At 62.4% G+C, this 22,679-nt stretch carries 21 protein-coding genes; 17 read left to right on the top strand and 4 right to left on the bottom strand.

Features of this window, described 5'->3' with window-relative positions:
• Window positions 1-23 precede the first annotated feature (23 nt).
• The 12 genes from urtB (at window position 24) to ureG (ending at window position 11,323) form a co-directional block, all read left to right on the top strand.
• Entirely contained in the window at window positions 24-1,643 is a 1,620-nt protein-coding gene (gene urtB / locus QEN71_RS25340) for an urea ABC transporter permease subunit UrtB (protein WP_201659066.1), read from the top strand.
• 1 nt (window position 1,644) lies between these two features.
• Window positions 1,645-2,838: an urea ABC transporter permease subunit UrtC gene (urtC, locus tag QEN71_RS25345; protein WP_201659063.1), complete on the top strand. Its 1,194-nt coding sequence runs from the start codon at window positions 1,645-1,647 to the stop codon at window positions 2,836-2,838.
• A complete protein-coding gene (urtD, locus tag QEN71_RS25350) occupies window positions 2,838-3,692 on the top strand; it encodes an urea ABC transporter ATP-binding protein UrtD (RefSeq protein WP_201659060.1) in 855 nt (284 codons plus the stop codon). Before urtC ends, urtD begins: the two co-directional genes overlap by 1 nt.
• 593 nt (window positions 3,693-4,285) lie before the next feature.
• Entirely contained in the window at window positions 4,286-4,978 is a 693-nt protein-coding gene (urtE, locus tag QEN71_RS25355; protein ID WP_201659057.1) for an urea ABC transporter ATP-binding subunit UrtE, read from the top strand.
• A gap of 35 nt (window positions 4,979-5,013) precedes the next feature.
• The gene (locus QEN71_RS25360) at window positions 5,014-5,895 is read left to right on the top strand and encodes an urease accessory protein UreD (protein ID WP_201659054.1); all 882 of its coding nucleotides are present in this window, start codon (window positions 5,014-5,016) and stop codon (window positions 5,893-5,895) included.
• A 208-nt stretch (window positions 5,896-6,103) separates the two neighbouring features.
• On the top strand, window positions 6,104-6,907 hold the full coding sequence (locus QEN71_RS25365) for a transporter substrate-binding domain-containing protein (RefSeq protein WP_201659051.1): 804 nt from the start codon (window positions 6,104-6,106) through the stop codon (window positions 6,905-6,907).
• Between the two features lie 123 nt (window positions 6,908-7,030).
• On the top strand, window positions 7,031-7,333 hold the full coding sequence (gene ureA, locus QEN71_RS25370; RefSeq protein WP_175227989.1) for an urease subunit gamma: 303 nt from the start codon (window positions 7,031-7,033) through the stop codon (window positions 7,331-7,333).
• 10 nt (window positions 7,334-7,343) lie between these two features.
• Window positions 7,344-7,649 (top strand): urease subunit beta, encoded by a 306-nt coding sequence (locus tag QEN71_RS25375; RefSeq protein WP_201659048.1) that lies wholly within the window; start codon window positions 7,344-7,346, stop codon window positions 7,647-7,649.
• Window positions 7,650-7,693: 44 nt separating this feature from the next.
• On the top strand, window positions 7,694-9,400 hold the full coding sequence (ureC, locus tag QEN71_RS25380; protein WP_201659046.1) for an urease subunit alpha: 1,707 nt from the start codon (window positions 7,694-7,696) through the stop codon (window positions 9,398-9,400).
• A gap of 12 nt (window positions 9,401-9,412) precedes the next feature.
• Entirely contained in the window at window positions 9,413-9,994 is a 582-nt protein-coding gene (ureE, locus tag QEN71_RS25385) for an urease accessory protein UreE (RefSeq protein WP_201659043.1), read from the top strand.
• Window positions 9,981-10,661 carry an urease accessory protein UreF gene (locus QEN71_RS25390; RefSeq protein WP_201659226.1) on the top strand — a complete coding sequence of 227 codons (681 nt, stop codon included), beginning with the start codon at window positions 9,981-9,983 and terminating at the stop codon, window positions 10,659-10,661. Before ureE ends, QEN71_RS25390 begins: the two co-directional genes overlap by 14 nt.
• A 20-nt stretch (window positions 10,662-10,681) precedes the next feature.
• Window positions 10,682-11,323 (top strand): urease accessory protein UreG, encoded by a 642-nt coding sequence (gene ureG / locus QEN71_RS25395; protein ID WP_201659040.1) that lies wholly within the window; start codon window positions 10,682-10,684, stop codon window positions 11,321-11,323.
• Window positions 11,324-11,930: 607 nt separating this feature from the next.
• Here the strand turns inward: ureG and waaA are convergent.
• From waaA to QEN71_RS25415, 4 genes are all read right to left on the bottom strand, one after another.
• Window positions 11,931-13,232, bottom strand: coding sequence for a lipid IV(A) 3-deoxy-D-manno-octulosonic acid transferase (waaA, locus tag QEN71_RS25400; protein ID WP_201659037.1), 1,302 nt, complete (start codon window positions 13,230-13,232; stop codon window positions 11,931-11,933).
• A gap of 88 nt (window positions 13,233-13,320) precedes the next feature.
• Window positions 13,321-14,205: a Kdo hydroxylase family protein gene (locus QEN71_RS25405; RefSeq protein ID WP_201659034.1), complete on the bottom strand. Its 885-nt coding sequence runs from the start codon at window positions 14,203-14,205 to the stop codon at window positions 13,321-13,323.
• 30 nt (window positions 14,206-14,235) lie between these two features.
• Window positions 14,236-15,177, bottom strand: coding sequence for a lipopolysaccharide heptosyltransferase I (gene waaC, locus QEN71_RS25410; RefSeq protein WP_233472094.1), 942 nt, complete (start codon window positions 15,175-15,177; stop codon window positions 14,236-14,238).
• 802 nt (window positions 15,178-15,979) lie between these two features.
• Window positions 15,980-17,374: a phosphomannomutase/phosphoglucomutase gene (locus tag QEN71_RS25415; protein WP_201659028.1), complete on the bottom strand. Its 1,395-nt coding sequence runs from the start codon at window positions 17,372-17,374 to the stop codon at window positions 15,980-15,982.
• Between the two features lie 247 nt (window positions 17,375-17,621).
• Between QEN71_RS25415 and QEN71_RS25420 the strand changes: the two genes are divergently transcribed.
• The 5 genes from QEN71_RS25420 to QEN71_RS25440 all read left to right on the top strand — a co-directional run bounded on the left by QEN71_RS25420 (window position 17,622) and on the right by QEN71_RS25440 (window position 22,631).
• Window positions 17,622-18,884 carry an oligosaccharide flippase family protein gene (locus QEN71_RS25420; protein ID WP_201659026.1) on the top strand — a complete coding sequence of 421 codons (1,263 nt, stop codon included), beginning with the start codon at window positions 17,622-17,624 and terminating at the stop codon, window positions 18,882-18,884.
• Complete coding sequence (locus tag QEN71_RS25425; RefSeq protein ID WP_201659024.1) at window positions 18,881-19,729, top strand: glycosyltransferase; 849 nt, start codon at window positions 18,881-18,883, stop codon at window positions 19,727-19,729. The genes QEN71_RS25420 and QEN71_RS25425 overlap by 4 nt, the downstream gene beginning before the upstream one ends.
• A gap of 30 nt (window positions 19,730-19,759) precedes the next feature.
• A complete protein-coding gene (locus QEN71_RS25430) occupies window positions 19,760-20,932 on the top strand; it encodes a glycosyltransferase family 4 protein (protein ID WP_201659022.1) in 1,173 nt (390 codons plus the stop codon).
• An 11-nt stretch (window positions 20,933-20,943) separates the two neighbouring features.
• Window positions 20,944-21,966, top strand: coding sequence for a UDP-glucose 4-epimerase GalE (gene galE, locus QEN71_RS25435; protein WP_201659020.1), 1,023 nt, complete (start codon window positions 20,944-20,946; stop codon window positions 21,964-21,966).
• Window positions 21,967-22,187: 221 nt separating this feature from the next.
• The gene (locus tag QEN71_RS25440) at window positions 22,188-22,631 is read left to right on the top strand and encodes a hypothetical protein (RefSeq protein ID WP_233472093.1); all 444 of its coding nucleotides are present in this window, start codon (window positions 22,188-22,190) and stop codon (window positions 22,629-22,631) included.
• Window positions 22,632-22,679 lie beyond the last annotated feature (48 nt).

Genomic DNA, 22,679 nt, shown 5'->3' on the forward strand with positions numbered 1-22,679 from the left:
CTGGCCTCTCATTCAAGCACAACATGGCGTACTCACTTTCCACGCTCGCGGCTCGCGGCCTGCTCATCGCAGCGCTGGCTGTTCTTTTGCCGGCGAGCGCCCACGCACTGACGACCGACGAAGTCGCGCCGCTCGCCGGTGACGATTTCGACGCGAAGTCGGCAGCCATCGACAAGCTGATCGCGAATCACGATGCGCCCTCGCTTGCGCTGCTGAAGGCGCTCTCCGAAGACAGCGCGCTTGCCACCGATAGCGGCGAAGTCCTGATACAGGACGGCGACACTTCACACGACGCTTTAACCGGAAAAACAGTCGCCGCCGGCGACGCGCAGCCGGTCACACTGAACAACCTGTTGCGCTCGAAAGTCGCGGGCGCATTGTCGGGCCTGCAACTCGAATCGCCCGACGCTGAAAAACGCGCCGCCGCGATCGCTGCGCTGCTAAAGAACCCCGATCCTTCGATGAAGCCGCAGATCGACGCCGCGCGCGCGAAGGAAACCGATCCGACGCTGAAGAAGCGTCTCGACACGCTCTGGGCGATGACGGCGCTGCACGACAGCGATGCCGCGAAGCGCCTCGAAGCCGTGAAGCTCGTCGCCGCACGTCACGATCTCGAGATGTACGAACTGCTGCGCCCGCTCGTTGCGAAGAAGCCGAACGGCACGTTCGTCGAAAGCGATCCGCTGGTGCGCGAGACGGCGCAGCAAGGCATCGATGCGCTCGATTCGATCCAGCGCCGCAGCGAGATCGTGGGGACGCTGTTCGCGGGTCTGTCGCTCGGCAGCGTGCTGCTGCTCGCGGCGCTCGGTCTTGCGATCACGTATGGCCTGATCGGCGTGATCAACATGGCGCACGGCGAGTTCCTGATGATCGGTGCCTATGCGACTTATGTCGTGCAGAACCTCGTGCAGCGCTACATGCCGGGCGCGTTCGACTGGTATCCGCTGCTCGCCGTGCCCGCTTCGTTCGTGGTGGCCGCGCTCGTCGGCATCGTGCTCGAACGGCTCGTTTTGAAGCACCTGTACGGACGTCCGCTCGAAACGCTGCTGACCACGTTCGGCGTCAGCCTGATCCTGATCCAGGCGACGCGCATGCTGTTCGGCGCGCAGAACGTGCAGGTCGTGAATCCTTCGTGGATGAGCGGCGGCGTCACGGTGATGCAGAACCTGATCCTGCCATACAACCGGCTCGCGATCCTCGCGTTCTCGCTGATCGTCGTCGCGATCGCGTGGGCCGTGCTGACGAAGACGCGCCTCGGTCTCTTCGTGCGCGCCGTCACGCAGAATCGCCGGATGGCCGCATGCGTCGGCGTGAAGACCGCGTACGTCGATTCGTATGCGTTCGCGTTCGGTGCGGGCATCGCAGGACTCGGCGGCTGCGCGCTGTCGCAGATCGGCAATGTCGGGCCGGACCTCGGGCAGAGCTACATCATCGATTCGTTCATGGCCGTCGTGCTGGGCGGCGTCGGCCAGCTGGCGGGGACGGTGATCGGCGGCTTCGGGCTGGGTCTCGTCAGCAAGGCCGTCGAGCCGTTCTGGGGCGCCGTGCTCGCGAAGATCGCGGTGCTCGTGCTGATCGTGCTGTTCATCCAGAAGCGTCCGCAGGGCATGTTCGCCCTCAAGGGCCGCAGCGCGGAGGCGTGACATGACATCGGCGACTTCTCATGCTTCCGCTTCGGCTGCTTTGAATGCACGCGGCGTTGCGGCTGCCAACGAGCGCGAACGTCTCGAAGGCTTCGCGCTCGGCTTGCCGCCGCGCCCTGCCCTGTTGTCGAGGCGCGCGTGGCAGTTCCTGATTGCGCTGATCGTCGTGATCGGACTCGGCGTGCCGTTCACCGCGCTCGTGCTGCCGGAGACCAGCACGTTCCATCTGTCCGCGTATGCGATGACGCTTGCGGGCAAGCTGATGTGCTACGCGATCGCCGCGCTCGCGCTCGATCTCGTGTGGGGTTACTGCGGCATCCTGAGCCTCGGGCACGGCCTGTTCTTCGCGCTCGGCGGTTACGCGATCGGCATGTACCTGATGCGCGCGATCGGTCACGACGGCAAGTACGGCAGCGATCTGCCCGACTTCATGGTGTTTCTCGACTGGCATCAATTGCCGTGGTACTGGGAAGGCACGCAGCATCTCGCGTATGCGCTGTTGCTGGTTGTGCTGGTGCCCGCCGTGATCGCGTGGGTGTTCGGCTTCTTCACGTTCCGCTCACGCGTGAAGGGCGTGTATCTGTCGATCATCACGCAGGCGATGACGTTCGCCGCGATGCTGCTGTTCTATCGCAACGAGACGGGCTTCGGCGGCAACAACGGCTTCACCGATTTCAAGCGCATCGCGGGCTTTCCGATCACGCATCCGGGCACGCGCACGGTGCTCTTCCTGATGACGTTCGGCGTGCTGGTGCTTTCGTTCATCGGCGCGCGCGCGATCGTGACGTCGAAGCTCGGACGCGTCGTGACAGCCGTGCGCGACGGCGAAACGCGTTTGATGTTTCTCGGCTACAGCCCGCTCGCGTACAAGCTCTTCGTGTGGACGGTGTCGGCCGTGTTGTGCGGCATCGCGGGCGCGCTGTATGTGCCGCAGGTCGGCATCATCAATCCGGGCGAGATGTCGCCGGGCAACTCGATCGAAATGGCGATCTGGGTCGCAGTCGGCGGACGCGGCACGTTGATCGGACCGATCATCGGCGCGTTTGCGGTGAATGGCGCGAAGAGCTTTTTCACGGCCTATTTCGCCGAGTACTGGCTGTTCTTCCTGGGACTGATTTTCGTGCTGGTGCCGTTGCTGCTGCCGAACGGGATCATGGGACTGTTTGAACTCATTGCACGCAGGAGGAACCGTTGATGAACGAAAACCCGATGGTTCCCGATCTCGCGCTGCCTGAAGAGCATGCATTGTCGGGGGTCGCTTCGTTGGGGCGCGCGGTGGTGCCTGGCGAGATCGACGTATCGCACGGCGCGATTCTGTATCTGGAAGACGTGACCGTTTCATTCGATGGCTTTCGCGCGTTGAATGCGTTGTCGCTGTCGATCGACGTGGGCGAACTGCGTTGCATCATCGGCCCGAACGGCGCGGGCAAGACGACGATGATGGACGTGATTACGGGCAAGACATCGCCCGATACGGGCAAGGTGTTTCTGGGGCAGACGATCGACCTCACGCGCATGAACGAGCCTTCGATTGCGCGCGCGGGCATTGGCCGCAAGTTTCAGAAGCCGACTGTGTTCGAGCAGCATCCCGTGTGGGAGAACCTCGAACTTGCGATGAAGATGGATAAGGGGTGGGTTGCTTCGCTGCGCGCGCGGTTGGATCGTTCTGCGCAGGCGCGGATTGAGGAGACTTTGTCTTTGATTCGGCTTGAAGGCGAGGCTTTACGGCCTGCTGGCGAGTTGTCGCATGGGCAGAAACAGCGTCTCGAGATTGGAATGTTGCTTATGCAGCAACCTGCTTTGTTGCTGCTCGATGAGCCTGCGGCTGGTATGACCGACGATGAGACTATGGAATTGGCCGCTCTCCTGAACCACTTGCGTGGGACCTGTTCCATGATGGTCGTTGAGCATGATATGGAGTTTGTGGCTGCTCTGGCCGGTGACACCGGCAAGGTTACTGTTATGGCTGAGGGCCGTGTTCTTGCCGAAGGCACTCTTGATCATGTGAAACGCGATTCGGCTGTTGTTGAGAGTTATCTCGGGCGGTAGTAGTGAGGTTTTTGCTGCGTTGGCATCCGCGTTTTCGTATCGGTCTATTAGCGTTGCCCCTGTGCGGGGCGGCACCTACTTTTCTTTGCAGCGGCAAAGAAAAGTAGGCAAAAGAAAGCCGCTTCAAACCTCCGGTGCCAGCCACGATAGCGCTACGGCACACTGTCCTTGAGTTGTCGCGCAACGACGCAAACACTCCGTAGAAAGCCCGCAGTCAGGCGCGCGCGGCGCGCAAGATGACATCCACTCGGGGCACATTCGGTCGGCTTGTTTTTTTGCGTTTGCCGTCGCTCTGATTGCGGCGGTATGTGCTCCAGACTGTGTGTGGGTTTTCGCGCCGTGCGCGGTTAACTGCGGGCTTTCTACGGAGTGCGAGGGTCGCTGCGCGACAACTCAAGGACAGTGTGCCGTAGCGCTATCGTGGCTGGCACCGGAGGGTTAAAGCGGCTTTCTTTTGCCTACTTTTCTTTGCCGCTGCAAAGAAAAGTAGGTGCCGCCCCGCACAGGGGCAACGCTAACAAACCGATACGTCAACGCGGATGCCAGCGCAGCAAAAACCTGCCACCAGAAGGCAAAACCAAGGACACAGACCCATGCTTGAAGTAGAAAACCTGAACCAGTACTACGGCGGCAGCCACATCCTGCGAAACGTGAAGCTGGAAGTTCCGGACGGCAAGCTAACCGTACTGCTGGGCCGAAACGGCGTAGGCAAGACGACGCTATTAAGAACCCTGATGGGCGTCACGCCAATAAAGACAGGCGAAATCAAATGGCGCACCACGCCGATAACAAAACTCGCCCCGCACGCGCGAGTAGCGGCAGGACTCGCCTACGTCCCGCAAGGCAGGGACATCTTCCCGCGCCTAACGGTAGAAGAAAACCTGCTAATCGGCGCCGCCAGCAAAAAAGCCCCCAAAAAAATCCCGGACAAAATCTACGAACTGTTCCCAGTCCTCAAGGACATGAAAGCCCGCCGCGGCGGCGACCTGTCGGGCGGTCAGCAACAACAACTGGCCATCGGCCGCGCATTAATGAGCGATCCGCAACTGCTGATCCTCGATGAACCCACGGAAGGCATTCAACCGTCGATCATCCAGGACATCGGCAGAACCCTCCGGCAACTCGTCGAAGAAATGGGCCTCACCGTGCTGCTCGTCGAGCAATACTACGACTTCGCCAAAGCCATCGCCGACCGCTATTGGTTAATGAGCCGCGGTGAGATCGTCGCAGGCGGCGAAGGCGCGAATATGGACGACGACGGCGTGCGCCATCTGATCGCCGTGTGACGCAAAGGAACACCCTCACCTGCTATTCTCGCCGCATGTCGCTACACGAACATCACGCCACGCTCGCCACCATTGACGACCCATCGCACGCCCAATGGCGCGCGCGGCTCGAACTCGGCTTCGCGAAACATGGCGAACGCACTACCCTTTCGCATCGGCTGCACGAAGGGCCATTGCGGCTGCAACGGCCGCTCTATCCCGAAGGCCCGTCGATCTGTCACGCCGTCATCGTGCATCCGCCCGGCGGCGTCGCGGGCGGCGATCGGCTCGATATCGACATTCGCCTCGACGCGAACACACATGCCCTGCTCACGACGCCCGGCGCGACCAAGTGGTACAAGTCCAATGGACGCAAGGCGCAACAGCACATCGCGATTCATGTCGGCGCTAACGCGAAACTCGACTGGCTGCCGCAGAACAACATCGTCTTCGATCACGCGAATGCTTCGCTCGACTTCTCATTGACGCTCGACGAAGGCGCAACAGCACTCGGCTGGGACGCGACTCAACTCGGCAGACAGGCGGCAGGCGAAACGTGGTCGGCAGGTCAATTGCGCGCGGTGTCGCGGATCGTTGGCGCCGATGGTCAGCCACTGTGGTTCGAGCGCGCCAGGCTCTCCGCCAGCGATCCATTGCGCAATGCGCCGCAAGGACTCGCAGGCTTTCCCGCATTCGGCACGCTGTGGGCCGTCAGCCCGCAATGCGACGACGCGCTCGCAGAAACGCTCACCGCTCAACTCCCCTTCGACGATACGATTCGCGCCGGTGCCTCGTGCGTCTGTCCCGGCGTGCTGATCGTGCGAGGCATCGCGCGTTCAATGGAAACGCTCCAGCAGGCGATGACGCAATGCTGGCTGCATCTACGGCCTCTCGTGCATGGCGTCGATGCAAAGCCGCTGCGTCTCTGGACAACCTGAGCCGACAGCCACTGCCACTACGCACCATCTTCGCGCACATCGACGCGCCTATCTGGTGCAGCAGCGCATGCAGCCCCTGGCAAAGCCTTGTGCATCATGCATGGCATAGCCCTTGCTGCTAATGGCGCCTCGCGAGCGCCGCATCGATAGACGTCGACAGGCGCGTCGCGAGGTCCGCTAAAATCCACACGCCGAAGCCATCGCCGACATGACCCGCACATCCGCACATCGCCCGCGCCGCGCGTGGCTCGCCACGCTGCTGCTCGCGCCGCTCTTCACGCTCGCCGCGCCCTTCGCGCACGCCGACGCGCTCGACAACATCACGAAGTCCGGCGTCCTCAAGGTCGCCGTGCCCGAAGACTATCCGCCGTTCGGCGCGGTCGGCCCGGATCTGAAGCCGCAAGGCTACGACATCGACACGGCCGCGCTGCTCGCGAAGTCAATGAACGTGAAGCTCGAACTCGTGCCCGTCAACAGCGCGAACCGGATTCCGTATCTGCAAACCAGCAAGGTCGATCTCGTGATCTCGTCGCTCGGCAAGACTGCTGAGCGCGAGAAGGTCATCGACTTTTCGACGGCCTACGCGCCGTACTACCAAGGCGTGTTCGGTCCCGCCGACGTGAAGGTCAGCAGTCCCGCCGATCTGACGGGCAAGACGGTCGGCGCGACGCGCGGCGCGCTCGAAGAAATCGCGCTCACGCAGATGGCGCCCAACGCGACGATCAAGCGTTTCGAGGACAACAACGCGACCATCTCCGCGTTCCTGTCGGGCCAGGTGCAGTTGATCGCGGCGGGCAACATCGTGGCCGCGGCCATTCTCGCGAAGAACCCGCCGCGTCGTCCTGAACCCAAGTTCGTGATCAAGAACTCGCCGTGCTTCGTCGGGCTCAACAAGAACGAGCCGCGTCTGCAGCAGAAGGTCGATGCCGCGATCGCACAGGCGAAGCGCGACGGCACGCTCAACGCGATGTCGAAGAAGTGGTTCGGCACGGGACTGCCTGCCGATCTGTAAACGGTGCGTCGGTTGCCGCTGGCATCGTGAAGCGGCGCCAGATGCAGTGTCAATGCGCCGCGCATGCATCCATAGAACGACTCACGCGCCCGTCCAAAACGCGGGCGCTACACAACGAAAGCGATGAAGCTCACTCCACGCGAAAGAGACAAACTCCTGATCTTCACGGCCGCGCTGCTCGCCGAACGACGCCGCGCACGCGGTCTCAAGCTCAACTATCCGGAAGCCGTCGCGTTCATCACGGCGGCGCTGATGGAAGCCGCGCGCGACGGCAGGACGGTCGCCGAAGTGATGCACTACGGCACGACGCTCCTCACGCGCGACGACGTAATGGAAGGCGTGCCCGAGATGATTCCCGACATCCAGGTGGAAGCCACTTTCCCCGACGGCACGAAGCTCGTGACCGTCCATCATCCGATTCCGTGACGAGGCGCGCATGATCCCAGGCGAACTGATTACCGACGACGGCGAACTCGAACTCAACGCAGGCCGCGCGACCGTCGCGGTCACGGTGTCGAATACGGGCGATCGGCCTGTGCAGGTCGGCTCGCACTATCACTTCTACGAAGTCAATGCCGCGCTCTCGTTCGAGCGAGAAGCGGCTCGCGGCTTCCGTTTGAACATCGCGGCGGGCACTGCCGTGCGCTTCGAGCCGGGCCAGGAACGCACGGTCGAACTCGTCGCGCTGGCGGGCGACCGCGTCGTCTATGGCTTCAACGGCAAGGTGATGGGCAAGCTCTGATGCGCGCGGCGCAAACAATCGGGAACAATCGGGAATCTCACGACATGACATTACGCATTGGCCGCCGCGCGTACGCGGAAATGTTCGGCCCGACGACAGGCGACCGCGTGCGTCTCGCGGATACGGACCTGCTGATCGAAGTCGAGCGCGACTACACGATCTACGGCGAAGAAGTGAAATTCGGCGGCGGCAAGGTGATACGCGACGGCATGGGCCAGTCGCAGCGCGTCGCGGCGGACGTGGTCGACACCGTCGTCACGAACGCGCTGATTCTCGATCACTGGGGCATCGTCAAGGCCGACATCGGCATCAAGAATGGGCGCATCGCAGCCATCGGCAAAGCGGGCAATCCTGACATCCAGCCCGGCGTGACGATCGCGATCGGCGCGGCGACGGAAGTGATCGCGGGCGAAGGCATGATCGTGACGGCAGGCGGCATCGATACGCACATTCACTTCATCAGCCCGCAGCAGATCGACGAAGCGCTCGCGAGCGGCGTGACGACGATGCTCGGCGGCGGAACGGGTCCGGCGACGGGTACCAACGCGACGACCTGCACGCCTGGGCCGTGGCACATGGAGCGCATGCTGCAGGCCGCCGACGGCTATCCGATGAATCTCGGCTTTCTCGGCAAGGGCAACGTGAGCCAGCCGCAGCCGGCGCTCGAACAGATCGCGGCGGGCGCGATCGGCCTGAAGCTGCACGAGGACTGGGGCACGACGCCCGCAGCAATCGACAACTGCCTCTCCGTCGCCGACGACACCGACACGCAGGTCGCGATCCACACGGACACATTGAACGAAGCGGGCTTCGTCGAAGCAACGGTGGCCGCGTTCAAGGGCCGCACGATCCACACGTATCACACGGAAGGCGCGGGCGGCGGCCACGCGCCCGACATCATCAAGGTATGCGGCGAAGCGAACGTGCTGCCATCGTCGACGAATCCGACGCGCCCGTACACCGTCAACACGCTCGACGAACATCTCGACATGCTGATGGTGTGTCACCACCTCGATCCGTCGATTGCGGAAGACATCGCGTTCGCCGAGTCGCGCATTCGACGCGAGACAATTGCAGCCGAAGACATTCTTCACGATCTCGGCGCGCTGTCGATGATCTCGTCCGATTCACAGGCGATGGGCCGCGTCGGCGAAGTGATCATCCGCACGTGGCAAACGGCGCACAAGATGAAAGTGCAGCGCGGCGCATTGCCCGAAGACAACGCGCGCAACGACAACTTCCGCGCGAAGCGTTACGTCGCGAAGTACACGATCAACCCGGCACTCACGCATGGCATCGCGCATGAAGTCGGCTCGATCGAACCGGGCAAATGGGCCGATATCGTGTTCTGGGAACCGGCGTTTTTCGGCGTCAAGCCCGCGTTGATCCTGAAAGGCGGCATGATCGCGATGGCGCAGATGGGCGATCCGAATGCGTCGATTCCGACGCCGCAGCCCGTGCATTATCGCGAGATGTTCGCCACGCGCGGCGGCGCATTGGGGCGCACGTCGCTGACCTTCGTATCGCAGATGGCGCTCGATGCCGACGTCGCGGGGCGTTATGGCTTGAGCAAGCGTATCGTTGCCGTGAAGAACTGCCGCAGCGTCACGAAGGCGCACATGATCCACAACGCGTGGCGGCCGTCGATCAGCGTCGATCCCGAGACGTATCAGGTGATCGCCGATGGACAGTTGCTGACCTGCGAGCCCGCAAAAGTCCTGCCGATGGCGCAACGCTATTTCCTGTTCTGACATCCGATTCACATGCGAACGATCGACAAACTGCTTGCTGCACATATCAGACTCGCACCTGTTCTGGTGAAACGCGCGCCGACGCTGACGCTTGCGTTCGATGCGCGCTGCAAGAGCCGGCTCGCCGCGACGCTCGATAGCGGCGAGGAAGTCGCGCTGGTGCTGCCGCGCGGCACCGTGTTGCGCGACGGCGATGTGCTCGTCGCCGACGATGGCGGACTCGTGCGCGTCGTGGCCGCGCCGGAATCGGTGTTGTACGTTCGCGCGCCCGATGTGCTGACATTGACGCGCGCCGCGTATCACCTCGGCAACCGGCACACGCCCGTCGAAGTCGGCGTGGACTATCTGAAGCTCGAATACGATCCCGTGCTCGCCGATATGCTCAAGCGGCTCGGTGCTTCCGTCGATCAGGTCGAGATGCCGTTCCAGCCGGAAACGGGCGCGTACGGCGGCGGACATCGGCATGGTCACGATGAGACGTTTGCCGAAGACTATGCGATCGCGCAGCAGGTGTATGGCGAGCATCATGGGCATGCGCACTCGCACGACCACGACCACGACTGTGGCCACGATCATCAGCATGCGCATCGCTGAACTCACTGCGCTATTGCATCTCGCATCGCCGGCGCTGCCGATCGGTGCGTTCAGCTATTCGCAAGGGCTCGAAACGGCCATCGAAGCACAGCTCGTCACCGATGCCGATTCTGCATGCGCGTGGATCATGAGCGGCCTGTCGAACGTGCTCGCGCATGGGGAATTGCCGTTTCTCGCGCATCAGATTGAACGCTGGCGCGCGCACGACGCTGCCGCGTTGATGGAGGGCAATCGCGAGTTTCTTGCAAGCCGTGAATCGGCGGAACTGCGGCGCGAGACCGAGCAGATGGGCTGGTCGTTGCGGCAGTTGTGTACATCGCTCGAATGGGGCGACGACGCGCGCCGTCAGACGCTCGCATCGATGACGCCGATCGCGCAGCCCACGGCCTTCGCATTCGCCGCCTTCGCGCACGACGCAGCGACGGATGCCGCCCTCGCCGCCTACGCATTCAGCTGGGTCGAAAACCAGGCGGCCGCCGCGTTGAAGGCCGTGCCGCTCGGACAGCTTGCGGGACAGCGCGTCATCGTCGCGTTGCGCGAGCCGATCGATGCTGCCGTCAAGCAGGCGCTCGCCACATCGCCCGATGACATCAACACGTTCGCGCCGCAACTCGGTGTTTTGTCGGCGCGACACGAGTCGCAGTATTCGCGGCTCTTTCGCTCATAGACTTTCTTTTCGATCGAATCATGAACGCACCTCATACGATGCATCGCACGAAGAAACTGCCGCCGCTGCGCGTGGGCGTCGGTGGCCCTGTCGGCTCTGGCAAGACGACGCTCCTCGAAATGCTTTGCAAGGCGATGCGCGACAAGTACGACCTCGTTGCGATCACCAACGACATCTATACGAAGGAAGATCAGCGCCTCTTGACGGTGGCGGGCGCGCTGCCTGCCGAGCGCATCATGGGCGTGGAGACGGGCGGCTGTCCGCATACGGCGATTCGCGAGGATGCGTCGATCAATCTCGAAGCCGTCGACCGGATGCTTACGCGGTTTCCTGATGCCGATATCGTGTTTATCGAATCGGGTGGGGATAATCTTGCTGCTACGTTTAGCCCTGAACTTTCCGATCTGACGATTTATGTGATCGATGTCGCGGGTGGGGAGAAGATTCCTCGCAAGGGCGGGCCTGGGATTACTAAATCGGATTTGCTTGTGATTAATAAGACTGATCTGGCGCCTATGGTTGGGGCTGATCTTTCTGTAATGGCATCTGATGCAGCCAAGATGCGCGGGGCGCGGCCTTTTGTTATGTGCAATCTCAAGGCGCTTGATGGGCTCGCCGATGTTATTTCGTTTATTGAGCGCAAAGGGTTGCTCGTGGGTTGAGGTTTTTTTTGTCTGCGACGCTAGTCGCTGGTTTTGGTTTTTGCTTTTTGCTTTTTGCTGCTGCGCTGGCATCCGCGATTTCGTATCTGTACTTCATGCGTCGCCCCTGTGCGGGGCGGCACCTACTTTTCTTTGCAGCGGCAAAGAAAAGTAGGCAAAAGAAAGCCGCTTCAAACCTCCGGTGCCGGCCTGGTTCGCGCTGCGGCATACGTTCCTTGAGCTGTCGCGCAGCGACGCAAACACTCCGTAGAAAGCCCGCAGTCAGGCACGCGCGCCGTGAAAAATTAAACCCACTTGGGGCACATTCGGTCGGCTTGTTTTTGCGCGTTTGCCGTCGGTTTGATTGCGGCGGTATGTGCTCGAGACCGTGTGGGGTTTTCGCGCCGTGCGCGGTCGACTGCGGGCTTTCTACAGCGTGCGAACGTTGCTGCGCGACAGCTCGACTGCGGCATGCCGAAGCGTCATCCTGGCAGGCACCGGAGGTTCAAAAGCGGCTTTCTTTTGCCTACTTTTCTTTGCCGCTGCAAAGAAAAGTAGGTGCCGCCCCGCACAGGGGCAACGCATGAAGAACAGATACGAAATCGCGGATGCCAGCGCAGCAAAAAAATCAACTGGGCAACAGCGTAGTCAGCACATTAACAGTCCGCGCAGTAGCCCCTCGATGCCCGGCGGCAAACGCAGAAGCCGCCCCACCCATAGCAATACGTCGAGGCTTATCCTCGAACAACTCTCTCAGAACGCGCGCCAGATCCGCAGGATCTTTCACCTGCACACAAGCGCCTGCAGCAACAGCATCGGCAGTCGCCTGAGTGAAATTAAACACATGCGGCCCGATGAGCACAGGCACCCCGACACCGCATGCCTCGATCAGATTCTGCCCGCCCAACGGCAACAGGCTACCGCCGATAAACGCCACATCCGACGCAGCATAGTAAGCACCCAGCTCACCCATCGAGTCCCCAAGCAGCACCTTCACATCGCGCGGCAAGTCAGACACAACACTTTCACCGGAAGCAGCGGGCCCAGTCGGCGCCCACACAGAACGCCGCACGCAACGCAAACCCTTTTTATCAAGCAGCGCTGCCACTTCATTGAAACGCTGCGGATGACGCGGCACAAGAATCAACAGCGCATCGTCGATACCGAGCGCCGCAAACGCCTGCAACACGAGTTCCTCTTCGCCCTCGCGCGTGCTCGCCGCGACCCACACAGGACGCATGCCGATCGCCGCGCGCCACGCATGCCCGCGCGCCGCGAGTTCGGGTGGCGTGCTCATGTCGAACTTCAGATTGCCGAGCACGGCCACGTTGCGCGCGCCCAGCGATGAGAGCCGCGCGGCATCCGAAGGACTCTGCGCCAGCACGCGCGCGAATCCGCCGAACACGCCGCGCGTCGCGTTGCCAAACTTCGCTGCGCGCCGGTACGAGCGCTCCGACATGCGCGCGTTCGTCAGCACGAGCGGCACATCGGCGCGCCGGCATTCGTCGATCAGCGTCGGCCACACTTCCGTTTCCATCACGAGACCGGCGGTCGGGCGCCACGCCTTCAGAAAACGTCGCACCGCGCGCGGCATGTCGTACGGCAGATAGCAACGCAGCACGCGATCGCCGAAGATCTGCTCGCCTGTCGCGCGGCCGCTCGGCGTCATGTGCGTCAGAAGAATGCGCGCGTCGGGTCGCGCCTTGATCAGCGCTTCGACGAGCGGCTGCGCCGCGCGCGTCTCACCCACCGATACGGCGTGCACCCAGATCAGCGGCGTGTCGTCCTCGGGCACGCGGCCGCGCACGAAACCGAAACGCTCGCCGATATGCTCGCGATAACCACGCTCCTTGCGCGAACGGATCAGAAGACGCAGCACCGCGAGCGGCGCGACCAGCCACCACAACGCGTTATAGACGGCCCTCAGCATCGGGCCTCCGTGCGCGGCGTCACACGAGACATCAGATAGACCGCAGCGGAATCGCGCGATGCGTTCACAGGAACAAGCAGCGCGCCGTTCAAACCAGCGCCCTGCCCTTCAGGCGTTCAAGAATGCCGAGCGGCGCGCACTCGGGCTGCGCCATCGACTTCACCGGCAGGAAGAACGTCTGCTCCATCATGAACTGGCCGGACATCACGGCATGCGAGGTCTGATCGGAGAAACACACCCACACGCTGCCCGGCGGAAACGGCATCGTCACTTGCGGCGACGCCTTCTGATAGTCGAGATCGGCCTTCATGCCGTCGTGCAGGTTCAGCATCAGATGGTCGTATTCGCTGCGCGTCGATTTCGTCACGTGCAGCAGATTCAGCAGCCACGCCGAGCCCGGCATCTGAGGCTTGATGCGCGGCAGGAAACGCTTCGCCATGTCCTCGAACGGTTCGCCGACGCGCCACACGCGCGGTGCGCCGTTCGGATTGATGTTCGTGAACACGCGCAGGATGCGCTCGCCGTAGTTGGGCCGCGACGGGAACGCGTCGACGTGCAGACGGCTATCGTCCTTGCGCCACGACGTCTGGCGCGTTTCCACCTGATGCAGACGCAAACTGGTCGGTGCAACGCGCAGCTTGCCCTTGTACTCGGGAAACAGCCCGTCGACGAGCGAGCGCGCATTCGCCTGATAACGCGCGATCAGCGCCCGCACGGCCGACTGCATGACGGCATCGCCGAGCACGCCATTCAGCGCGCCGCCGTTCGGCGCGAGGCTGATGTTCTTGCGCTTCGGATCGGCCAGCGCGGGATCGAGCAGCGCGCGTTCGCCGCCTTCGATCGCAAACGCGAGGTTCGGAAAATACAGCACCTTGCCGCGTTCGACGCCGGCGAGCAGCGTCTCGCGCGGCATCGACAAACCCTGGCCGTGCCAGTCGGCGCTTGCTACTTCGATGATCTGGGATTCGTTCATGATCGCCTTTTCAGAGCGGATAAAGCCGCGTCACAGCAGGCCAAAGCCGGTCAGCGCGGACTTCACCTGCGCAAGCGTCGGCGGCTGGCCCGCCGTGCCGAGATTCACGACGTTCGGCGACCAGTAGCCGCCCGTGCGCCATGAAGTGGCGAAATTGTACAACTCGACCGTCGGGCGCTTCAGCGCGGCTGCGATATGAACCAGACCTGTATCAACCCCAACCGTGGCCGCCGCGCCCTCGATCAGTCCGACCACGGCGGGCAGCGACAGTTTCGGCGGGACGATGGCGGCCGCGCCGAACTCCTTCGCGAGACGCTCGCTCGTCGTGCGTTCGGCCTCGCTGCCCCACGGCAGAACGATCGACGCGCCCCGCCGCACGAGCATTTGGCCCAGTTCGATCCAGGCCGCGTCGGGCCATTGCTTGTCGGCGCGGGACGTCGCGTGGACGAACACCACGTAAGGCACGGGAAGATTCAGTTGCGCTTCGGACAGCGCGAGCGCTGCGCGGCTGGTGTCGAGACCGAAGTCGATGTCGTCGGTGGGTTTCGGCGCGGGGTCGTTCAGCGCTGCCGCCACCAGTTGCCGCGTACGTTCGACGACGTGCGTGCGCGGCTCGATGGAAACGCGGCGGTCGTAGAAGAAGCGCACGGGCCATTCGTAGCCCGCGCCGTCCGTGCGATTGCCGAGCCCGACCACCGGCCCGCGCGCCATCTTCGCCACCCACGCGGTCTTGATGAGCCCCTGACAGTCGATCACGAGATCGTAGTTTTCGGCCGCGAGCGCGCGGCGGAACGCGCCGATTTCGCGCCAGTTATCGGCGGAAAGAATGCGCTTGCGCCAGCGCCGCAACGACACGGGAATCGCGCGCCGGACGCCGTGAACCAGTTCGACGAGCTTGACGAAACTCTCTTCGACGAGCCAGTCGATCTGCGCATCGGGATGACGGCGGCGAATATCGGCGATGGCCGGCATGTTGTGAACGACGTCGCCCAGCGACGACACTCTCACGATCAGGATTTTTTGCGCACTCAAGGATGGGTACGCCGGTTTGTTCGGCGTTTGGGATGCTTTTGGAGAATCGCGATTTTAGCGCGGTCTTTGCGCCCGCGCGGGTTCCTGGTTTTTTGTCTGCGACGCAGTCGCTGTTTGGCTTTTTTTGCTGCGCTGGCGTCCGCGATGTGTTTTCCTATTGCACGCGTTGCCCCTGTGCGGGGCGGCACCTACTTTTCTTTGCAGCGGCAAAGAAAAGTAGGCAAAAGAAAGCCGCTTCAACCCCCCGGTGCCGGCGAGGATAACGCTACAACACATGTTCTTTGAGCTGTCGCGCAGCGCGCAAACACTCCGTAGAAAGCCCGCAGTCAGGCGCGTGCAGCGCGAAAGATGACATCCACCTGGAGCACATTCGGTCCGCACGTTCTTTTGCATTCGACTAATTGCGGCGGTACGTGCTCCAGACTGTGTGTGGGCTTTTCGCGCCGTGCGCGGTGAACGACGGGCTTTCTACAGAGTGCGGACGCGCTGCGCGATAGCTCAACTGCGGCATGCCGGAGCGCTATCCTGACCGGCACCGAAGGTTCAAAAGCGGCTTTCTTTGGTTACTTTCTTTGCCGCGGCAAAGAAAGTAACTGCCGCCCCGCACAGGGGCAACGCTAATAGACCGATACGAATTCGCGGATGCCACCGCAGCAAAAACCGAGAAACCAAAACAACAACGCCCCGAGGGCAAAGAACCCCCAGAGCGTCGCAGACAACAACCAAACCAAAAAACGCAAAATCAGAACGGCAACTTGGCGTCCGCCTTCTCAGCGAGAATAACGCGCCGGAAGTCCTCTTGAATCCGCTTCAAGGCCGCATCATTGTCGGCCTCGAACCGCATAACAACGACAGGCGTGGTATTCGACGAACGAGCAAGACCGAAGCCGTCAGGATACTCAACGCGCAAGCCATCAATCGTCACAACCTGATCCGCATCAGGAAAAGTAGCACTCTTCTGCAGACGCGCGATCAGGTCGAAGTTCTCACCTTCCTGCAGCTTCAGCTGCAACTCGGGCGTCGAATGCGAATTCGGCAAGCTGTTTAGCAGCGCGCTCGGATCCTGCACACGCGCGAGAATTTCCAGCAGACGCGCGCCCGTGTAGAGACCGTCGTCGAACCCATACCAGCGGTCCTTAAAGAATACGTGGCCGCTCATTTCGCCCGCCAACGGCGCACCCGTCTCACGCAGCTTCGCCTTCACGAGCGAGTGCCCCGTCTTCCACATCAGCGGCTCGCCGCCCTTCTCCTTCACCCACTTCGCGAGATTGCGCGTGCACTTCACGTCGTAAATGATCTGCGCGCCCTTGTTGCGCGACAGCACTTCTTCGGCGAACAGCATCAGCTGACGATCGGGATAAATGATCTCGCCGTCCTTCGTGACGACGCCCAGACGGTCGCCGTCGCCATCGAACGCGAAGCCGATCTCGGCGTCCGTTTCCTTCAGCGCGCGAATCACGTCCTGCAGATTCTCAGGATGCGCCGGGTCCGGATGGTGATTCGGGAAGTTGCCGTCGATTTCCGTGAACAGCTCGACCAGCTCGCAACCGAGCGCCTTGAACAGGCGCGGCGCGAGGCCGCCCGCGACGCCATTGCCCGTGTCGACCACCAGCTTCAGCGGACGCGCGAGCTTGATGTCGCTCGTGATGCGATCGAGGTACGCATCGGCGATGTCGTAATCCTGATACGAGCCGCTGCCGCTCTCGAAGCGGTTTTCGGTGATGCGCTTGTACAGGCCTTGAATCTGCTCGCCGTAGATGGCCGCGCCGCGCAGCACCATCTTGAAGCCGTTGTAGTCGGGCGGATTGTGGCTGCCCGTCACGACGATGCACGAGTCGACCCGGCGTTCGCCGCCTTCGAGCTTGAGCGGCACGCTGGCCGCGAAATAACCGACGGGCGTCGGCACCATGCCGACGTTGACCACGTCGACACCCGCCGCGCGCAGGCCGTCGGACAGCGCCTGGATCAGTTCCGGGCCGGAGAGACGGCCGTCGCGCGCCACGACGACGGCATCGCCGCCCTGTGCGCGCACTTCGCTGCCGAAGGCGCGACCGATCGAACGCGCAGTCTCGGCGTCGAGCGTCTTGCCGATCACTCCGCGGATGTCATATGCCTTGAATATGGATTGCGAGATCATGGATTGGCTCACTTACGTGCAATTGAAAAATGGGGTTGACACAGCGTGGTCATGGCACTGTGCCTTGCCGGAAGCGGTCCGGATACAACTTATAATTGCGCTTTTCAGCGACGCCTTACTGGCGCCATTCTAATGCTTAGACGCCCCGCGCTCACAAAGTTGCCGCATCGCAAGATCGGCTGGGCACGCCAATTTCAAGACTCCATGCACCTCCCGTGCCCGCAACGCGCGTCTGGACACCATGCGGATGCCGGCGCTTAAGCGTTTCGCGAATCCCGACGTCACGCGCGCTGTCGCAAACCTTGTCTGGCTTGGGCTCGAGCGCCTGACGCAGATCGGCGTGGCGATCGCGATCAGCGGCGTGCTGGCGCGTTATTTCGGCCCCGACGTGTTCGGCAAATGGCAATACGCCAATACGCTTTTGCTCGTCCTGTCGCCGATTACATGGGTCTGCGGCGCGGAGATTCTCGTGCCGACCATCGTCCATCGTCCGCCCGGGCAGCTCGGCACCGTGCTCGGCAGCGCGTTCGCGCTGCGGCTCTCGGTGTCGGCCGTGGCGCTGGTGCTGACGTGGATCGGCATCGGCGCGGGTCTGACGGATCCCGTCGTCGGCGCGATGCTCGCCGGGCTGGCTGTGACGATGCTCTTCCGCGAGCCCTTCGTCGGCGTGATCAACGCGTGGCTGCAAAGCATGACTTACAGCAAGCCGCAGTTGCTCACCAGCATGACGACGGCCATCGCGAAGGCGCTACTCGTCTGGCTGCTGGTGCGCGCCGCCGCCGCGCCGTCGCGCTTCGGCTGGCTGTGGGCGCTCGAATCGGCCGTGATCGGCGCGGTGCTGGTCGTCTATTTCATGAAGCGGCACGATGGCAAGCTCGGCTGGCACGTCGAGCGCTCGCTCTTCCGTCATTTCGCGACGGCGGGCACGGTGTTCTGGCTCGGCCTGATCTGCATGTATCTGTTCCTGAAACTCGACCGGCTGATGCTGGAGCGCGCGATTTCGTTCGCCGATCTCGGCCGCTATTCGGCCGCGCAACAGCTGAACGAAAACTGGATCACGCTGGCGCTGATGCTGGCGCAAACGCTTGCGCCCGCCTTCGTCTACCGCGTGCAGGACGCCGCGCAACTGCGCCGCAACATGTGGCGGCTCACGGCGATGACGGCAGTCCTGATGATCGCGGGCGCGTTCGTGCTGGATCTGCTGGCGGGTTTCATCATCCGCCGCGTGTTCGGGCCGAACTTCGAAGAGGCCATCGATATTTTCCGCTGGGCCGTATGGCTGTCTGTGCCCGCAGGCATCGAGGCAATCGGCAATCTGATCGTCCTGAAGTACCAGGCGAAGTTCGTCCTGCTGTCGAAATGGCTGCTCGCGCTCGCCGTTGCCGTCATCGTCAATCTGTTGGCGATTCCGCGCTTCGGCGCGTATGGCGCGCTCATCGGACTGGCGTTCGGCTATCTGGCCGCTGCTTCCGTCAATTTTTATTACATCCGTTACAAGCTGCGTCCATGACGTCTTCTTCATTCACGCCGCCCTTGACGCCCATGAAGCCCGCCTCGCTCGACGACGTCGCCGTGCTGATGCCCGCGTACAACGGCCAGGCCGACGTCGACCGCACGCTGGCGTCGTTCAGCGAAGACGCGCGCATTCACGTGCTGATCGTCGACGACGGCAGCACGCCGCCCATCGTCGCGCCGACGCTGCCGAACATGTCGATCGAAGTGCTGCGCATGCCGCAGAACGGCGGCATCGAGCGCGCGTTGCAGGCGGGTATCGAAGCGCTCGCGGCGCGCGGCTTTCGCTACGCCGCGCGCATCGATGCCGGCGATCTGGCCGCACCGGGACGTCTCGCGAAACAGCGCGCGTATCTCGAAGCGCATCCGCAGGTCGCGGGTCTGGGCATGTGGACGCAAGTGGTGTCACGCGACGGCGCCCCGCTCTTCATGCTGACGCCGCCCGTCGAGCCGCACGCGATCCGCCGCGTGCGCTTTCTGCGCGCGTGCTTCGTGCATCCGTCGATGATGCTGCGTGTCGATGCCGTGCTGGCCGTCGGCAACTATCGCGAGGCCTACAAGGCGGCCGAAGACCTCGACCTCTTCCTGCGCCTGATGCAACGCTACGACTGCGCGAACCTGCCCGAACTCGGCCTGTACTACGAACTGAACGAAGGCGGCATCAGCGCGACGAAGCGTCGGCGGCAGATCGTGTCGACACTGCGTTTGCAGCTGCGCTATTTCAATGTGCTTAACGTTTGCGACTGGCTCGGGCTCGCGAAGAATCTGCTGCACTTCGTGACGCCTTACAGGACGCTTCAACGCATGAAGAAGCGGCTCTATGCGCCGCGCGCGAGCCTCTGACATGCGCTCAATCCACATCGTCTCGCAAGCATGAAGCAATCAATCGAATCCGCCGGCGCGCTGCGCATCGCGCTCGTCTGCAACACCTCTTTCGCGATCTACCAGTACCGGCAAGGGCTGATACGCGAGCTCGTCGCGCGCGGCGTCGAAGTGACGGTGATCGCGCCGCGCGACCGCACCACGGCGCTGCTCGAACAGATGGGCTGCCGCTTCGTCGAGTTGCATGTCGCATCGAAAGGCACGAATCCGCGCGACGATCTGCGCACGATGCTGTCGCTCTACCGGCTGTACCGGTCGCTCCGTCCGCATGTCGTGTTTCACTACACAATCAAGCCGAATATCTATGGCACGATTGCCGCGAAACTGGCGGGCGTCGATTCCGTTGCCGTCACGACGGGCCTCGGCTATGTTTTTATCCAGAAGAGCCGCGCCGCGCAGGTTGCCAAACTTTTGTATCGTTTTGCATTCCGTTTTCCGCGCGAAATATGGTTCTTGAATCAGGACGATGAAACCGCCTTTCGCGCGCAGAAACTGCTTGCGCATCCTGAGCGCGCGCGCCTGCTGCACGGCGAAGGCGTGGATCTCGACCAGTTTGCTTTCACGCCCATGCCGGATCATCAAAATGGGCCTGAAAATAATCAGCGGGCATTTTCTTTTGTATTAATTGGCCGCCTGTTATGGGATAAAGGCGTGGGCGAATATGTCGAAGCGGCAAGGCGACTGCGCGCGACGTATCCTCATGCGCGCTTCCAGTTGCTCGGGCCCGTCGGCGTCGATAATCCGAGCGCGATTTCGCAGGCCGAAGTCGATGCATGGGTGCGTGAAGGCGTGATCGACTATCTGGGTGAAGCGCATGATGTGCGCCCGCTGATCGCCGCCGCCGATTGCGTCGTGCTGCCGTCGTATCGCGAAGGCGTGCCGCGCACGCTGATGGAAGCGTCGGCGATGGGACGGCCGATTGTCGCGACCGATGTGCCGGGCTGCCGCGAAGTCGTCGCGGACGGTGTCAACGGCCTGTTATGCGAGGCGCGTAATGTAGACAGCCTCGCCGCGACGCTCGCGCAGATGCTCGATATGAGCGACGACGAGCGCCGCGCGATGGCCGGGCGCGGCCGGGAGAAAGTCGCGCAGGAATTTGACGAACGCGTAGTCGTTGAACGGTACAAGAGCCTGATTCAGCAGTTGACGGGCATATCACTCTAAGGGAGCACAGCATGACCACGAAGGGCACGATTCTGGTAACGGGCGGTGCGGGCTTTATCGGTTCGCACACGTGCGTGGAACTGCTCAATAGCGATTACGACGTGGTCGTGATCGACAATCTCGTGAACAGCAAGCGCGAGTCGATCGCTCGCGTCGAGAAGATCACGGGCAAGAAGGTCGCGTTTTACGAAGCGGACGTGCGCGACGAAGCCGTGCTCAACACGATCTTCGACACGCATCCGATCACGGGCGCGATCCACTTCGCGGCGCTGAAGGCAGTGGGCGAATCGGTCGCGAAGCCGCTCGAGTACTACCGGAACAATATGGACGGCCTGCTCGTGCTGCTCGACGTGATGCGCGCACGCAATGTGAAGCAGTTCGTGTTCAGCTCGTCGGCGACCGTGTATGGCGTACCGAAAAGCTCGCCTATCGACGAAACCTTCCCGCTGTCGGCGACCAACCCGTATGGCCAGAGCAAGCTGATCGCCGAGCAGATCCTGCGCGATCTGGAAATCTCCGATGCGTCGTGGCGCATCGCGACGCTGCGCTACTTCAACCCCGTCGGCGCGCATGAAAGCGGTTTGATCGGAGAAGATCCGGGCGGCGTGCCGAACAACCTGATGCCGTATGTCGCGCAGGTCGCTGTGGGCAAGCTCGAAAGGCTGCGTGTGTTCGGCGGCGATTACGATACGTCGGACGGCACGGGCGTGCGCGACTACATTCACGTCGTCGATCTGGCGCGCGGACATATCGCGGCACTCGATGCGCTCGTGAAGCGCGATGCAAGCTTTGTCGTCAATCTCGGCACGGGCCAGGGCTATAGCGTGCTCGACGTCGTGAAGGCGTTCGAGAAGGCATCGGGCAAGGCCGTGCCGTACGAGATCGTCGCGCGCCGTCCGGGCGATGTGGCGCAGTGCTTTGCCAATCCCGCGAAGGCGCTCGATGTGATCGGATGGCAAGCGCAGTACGGTATCGAGCGGATGTGCGCGGATCACTGGCGCTGGCAGGCGCAGAATCCGCGGGGATTCGAATAAGGCTTTCCGCTCGACGCCCGGAATGCTGTCGCACTGCGACGGTGTCTCGGGCCGGGCGCTGACATCAATACCTGCATGCACTATCGCGCCGCGATCGCGGCGCGCTTCTTTCGTTTTCGCCTGTGCGCCCGCTGCACAACCGAAACAGCCTTCCCATTCACACTCGATCCCGCGCACGACCTTCGTGAGCACGCTACGGCACGTTTGCCGGCCGGCGTCCGGTGCATCCACGCAATCAGCGGATACCACGTCCGCTGCTCCACCCTCAAGTTCTTCGCGCAATTGCCGAGAAGCCGGACAAGACTTGCATCGCCGAGGTCGGGCGACACAAATCTTGTAAAATGTGCGCTTCCCGCGACCGTGGCGCCCCCGGCGCGGTAAATATTGCCTTGTGGACGCCGAAGATCACACCCATGAAGAATTTTTTTAAAGGCGATCTCGCCCGTAGCTACGGGTACGGGATGGCTGTCTACATCGCCGCCCAGACTGCCGCCCTGCAAGGCGGTATCGATGCCACCAACTTGCGGCGCAAGGCCGAGGGCCGCCGTCTGCTTGATGACGCAACGGTCGAAGAAGTGATTTCGGCGCTGCGTAGCAACGGAATGTTGCCCGCCGATCCGAATGCGCGTGGCGCCGATCTGTCAGACGCAGACGCAATCGGGTAAGCGATTCGCCGGCAATTCACACGCGACGTGGCTCGACGTACATGGCGC

Source organism: Paraburkholderia sabiae, assembly GCF_030412785.1.
GTDB classification, from domain to species: Bacteria; Pseudomonadota; Gammaproteobacteria; order Burkholderiales; family Burkholderiaceae; genus Paraburkholderia; species Paraburkholderia sabiae.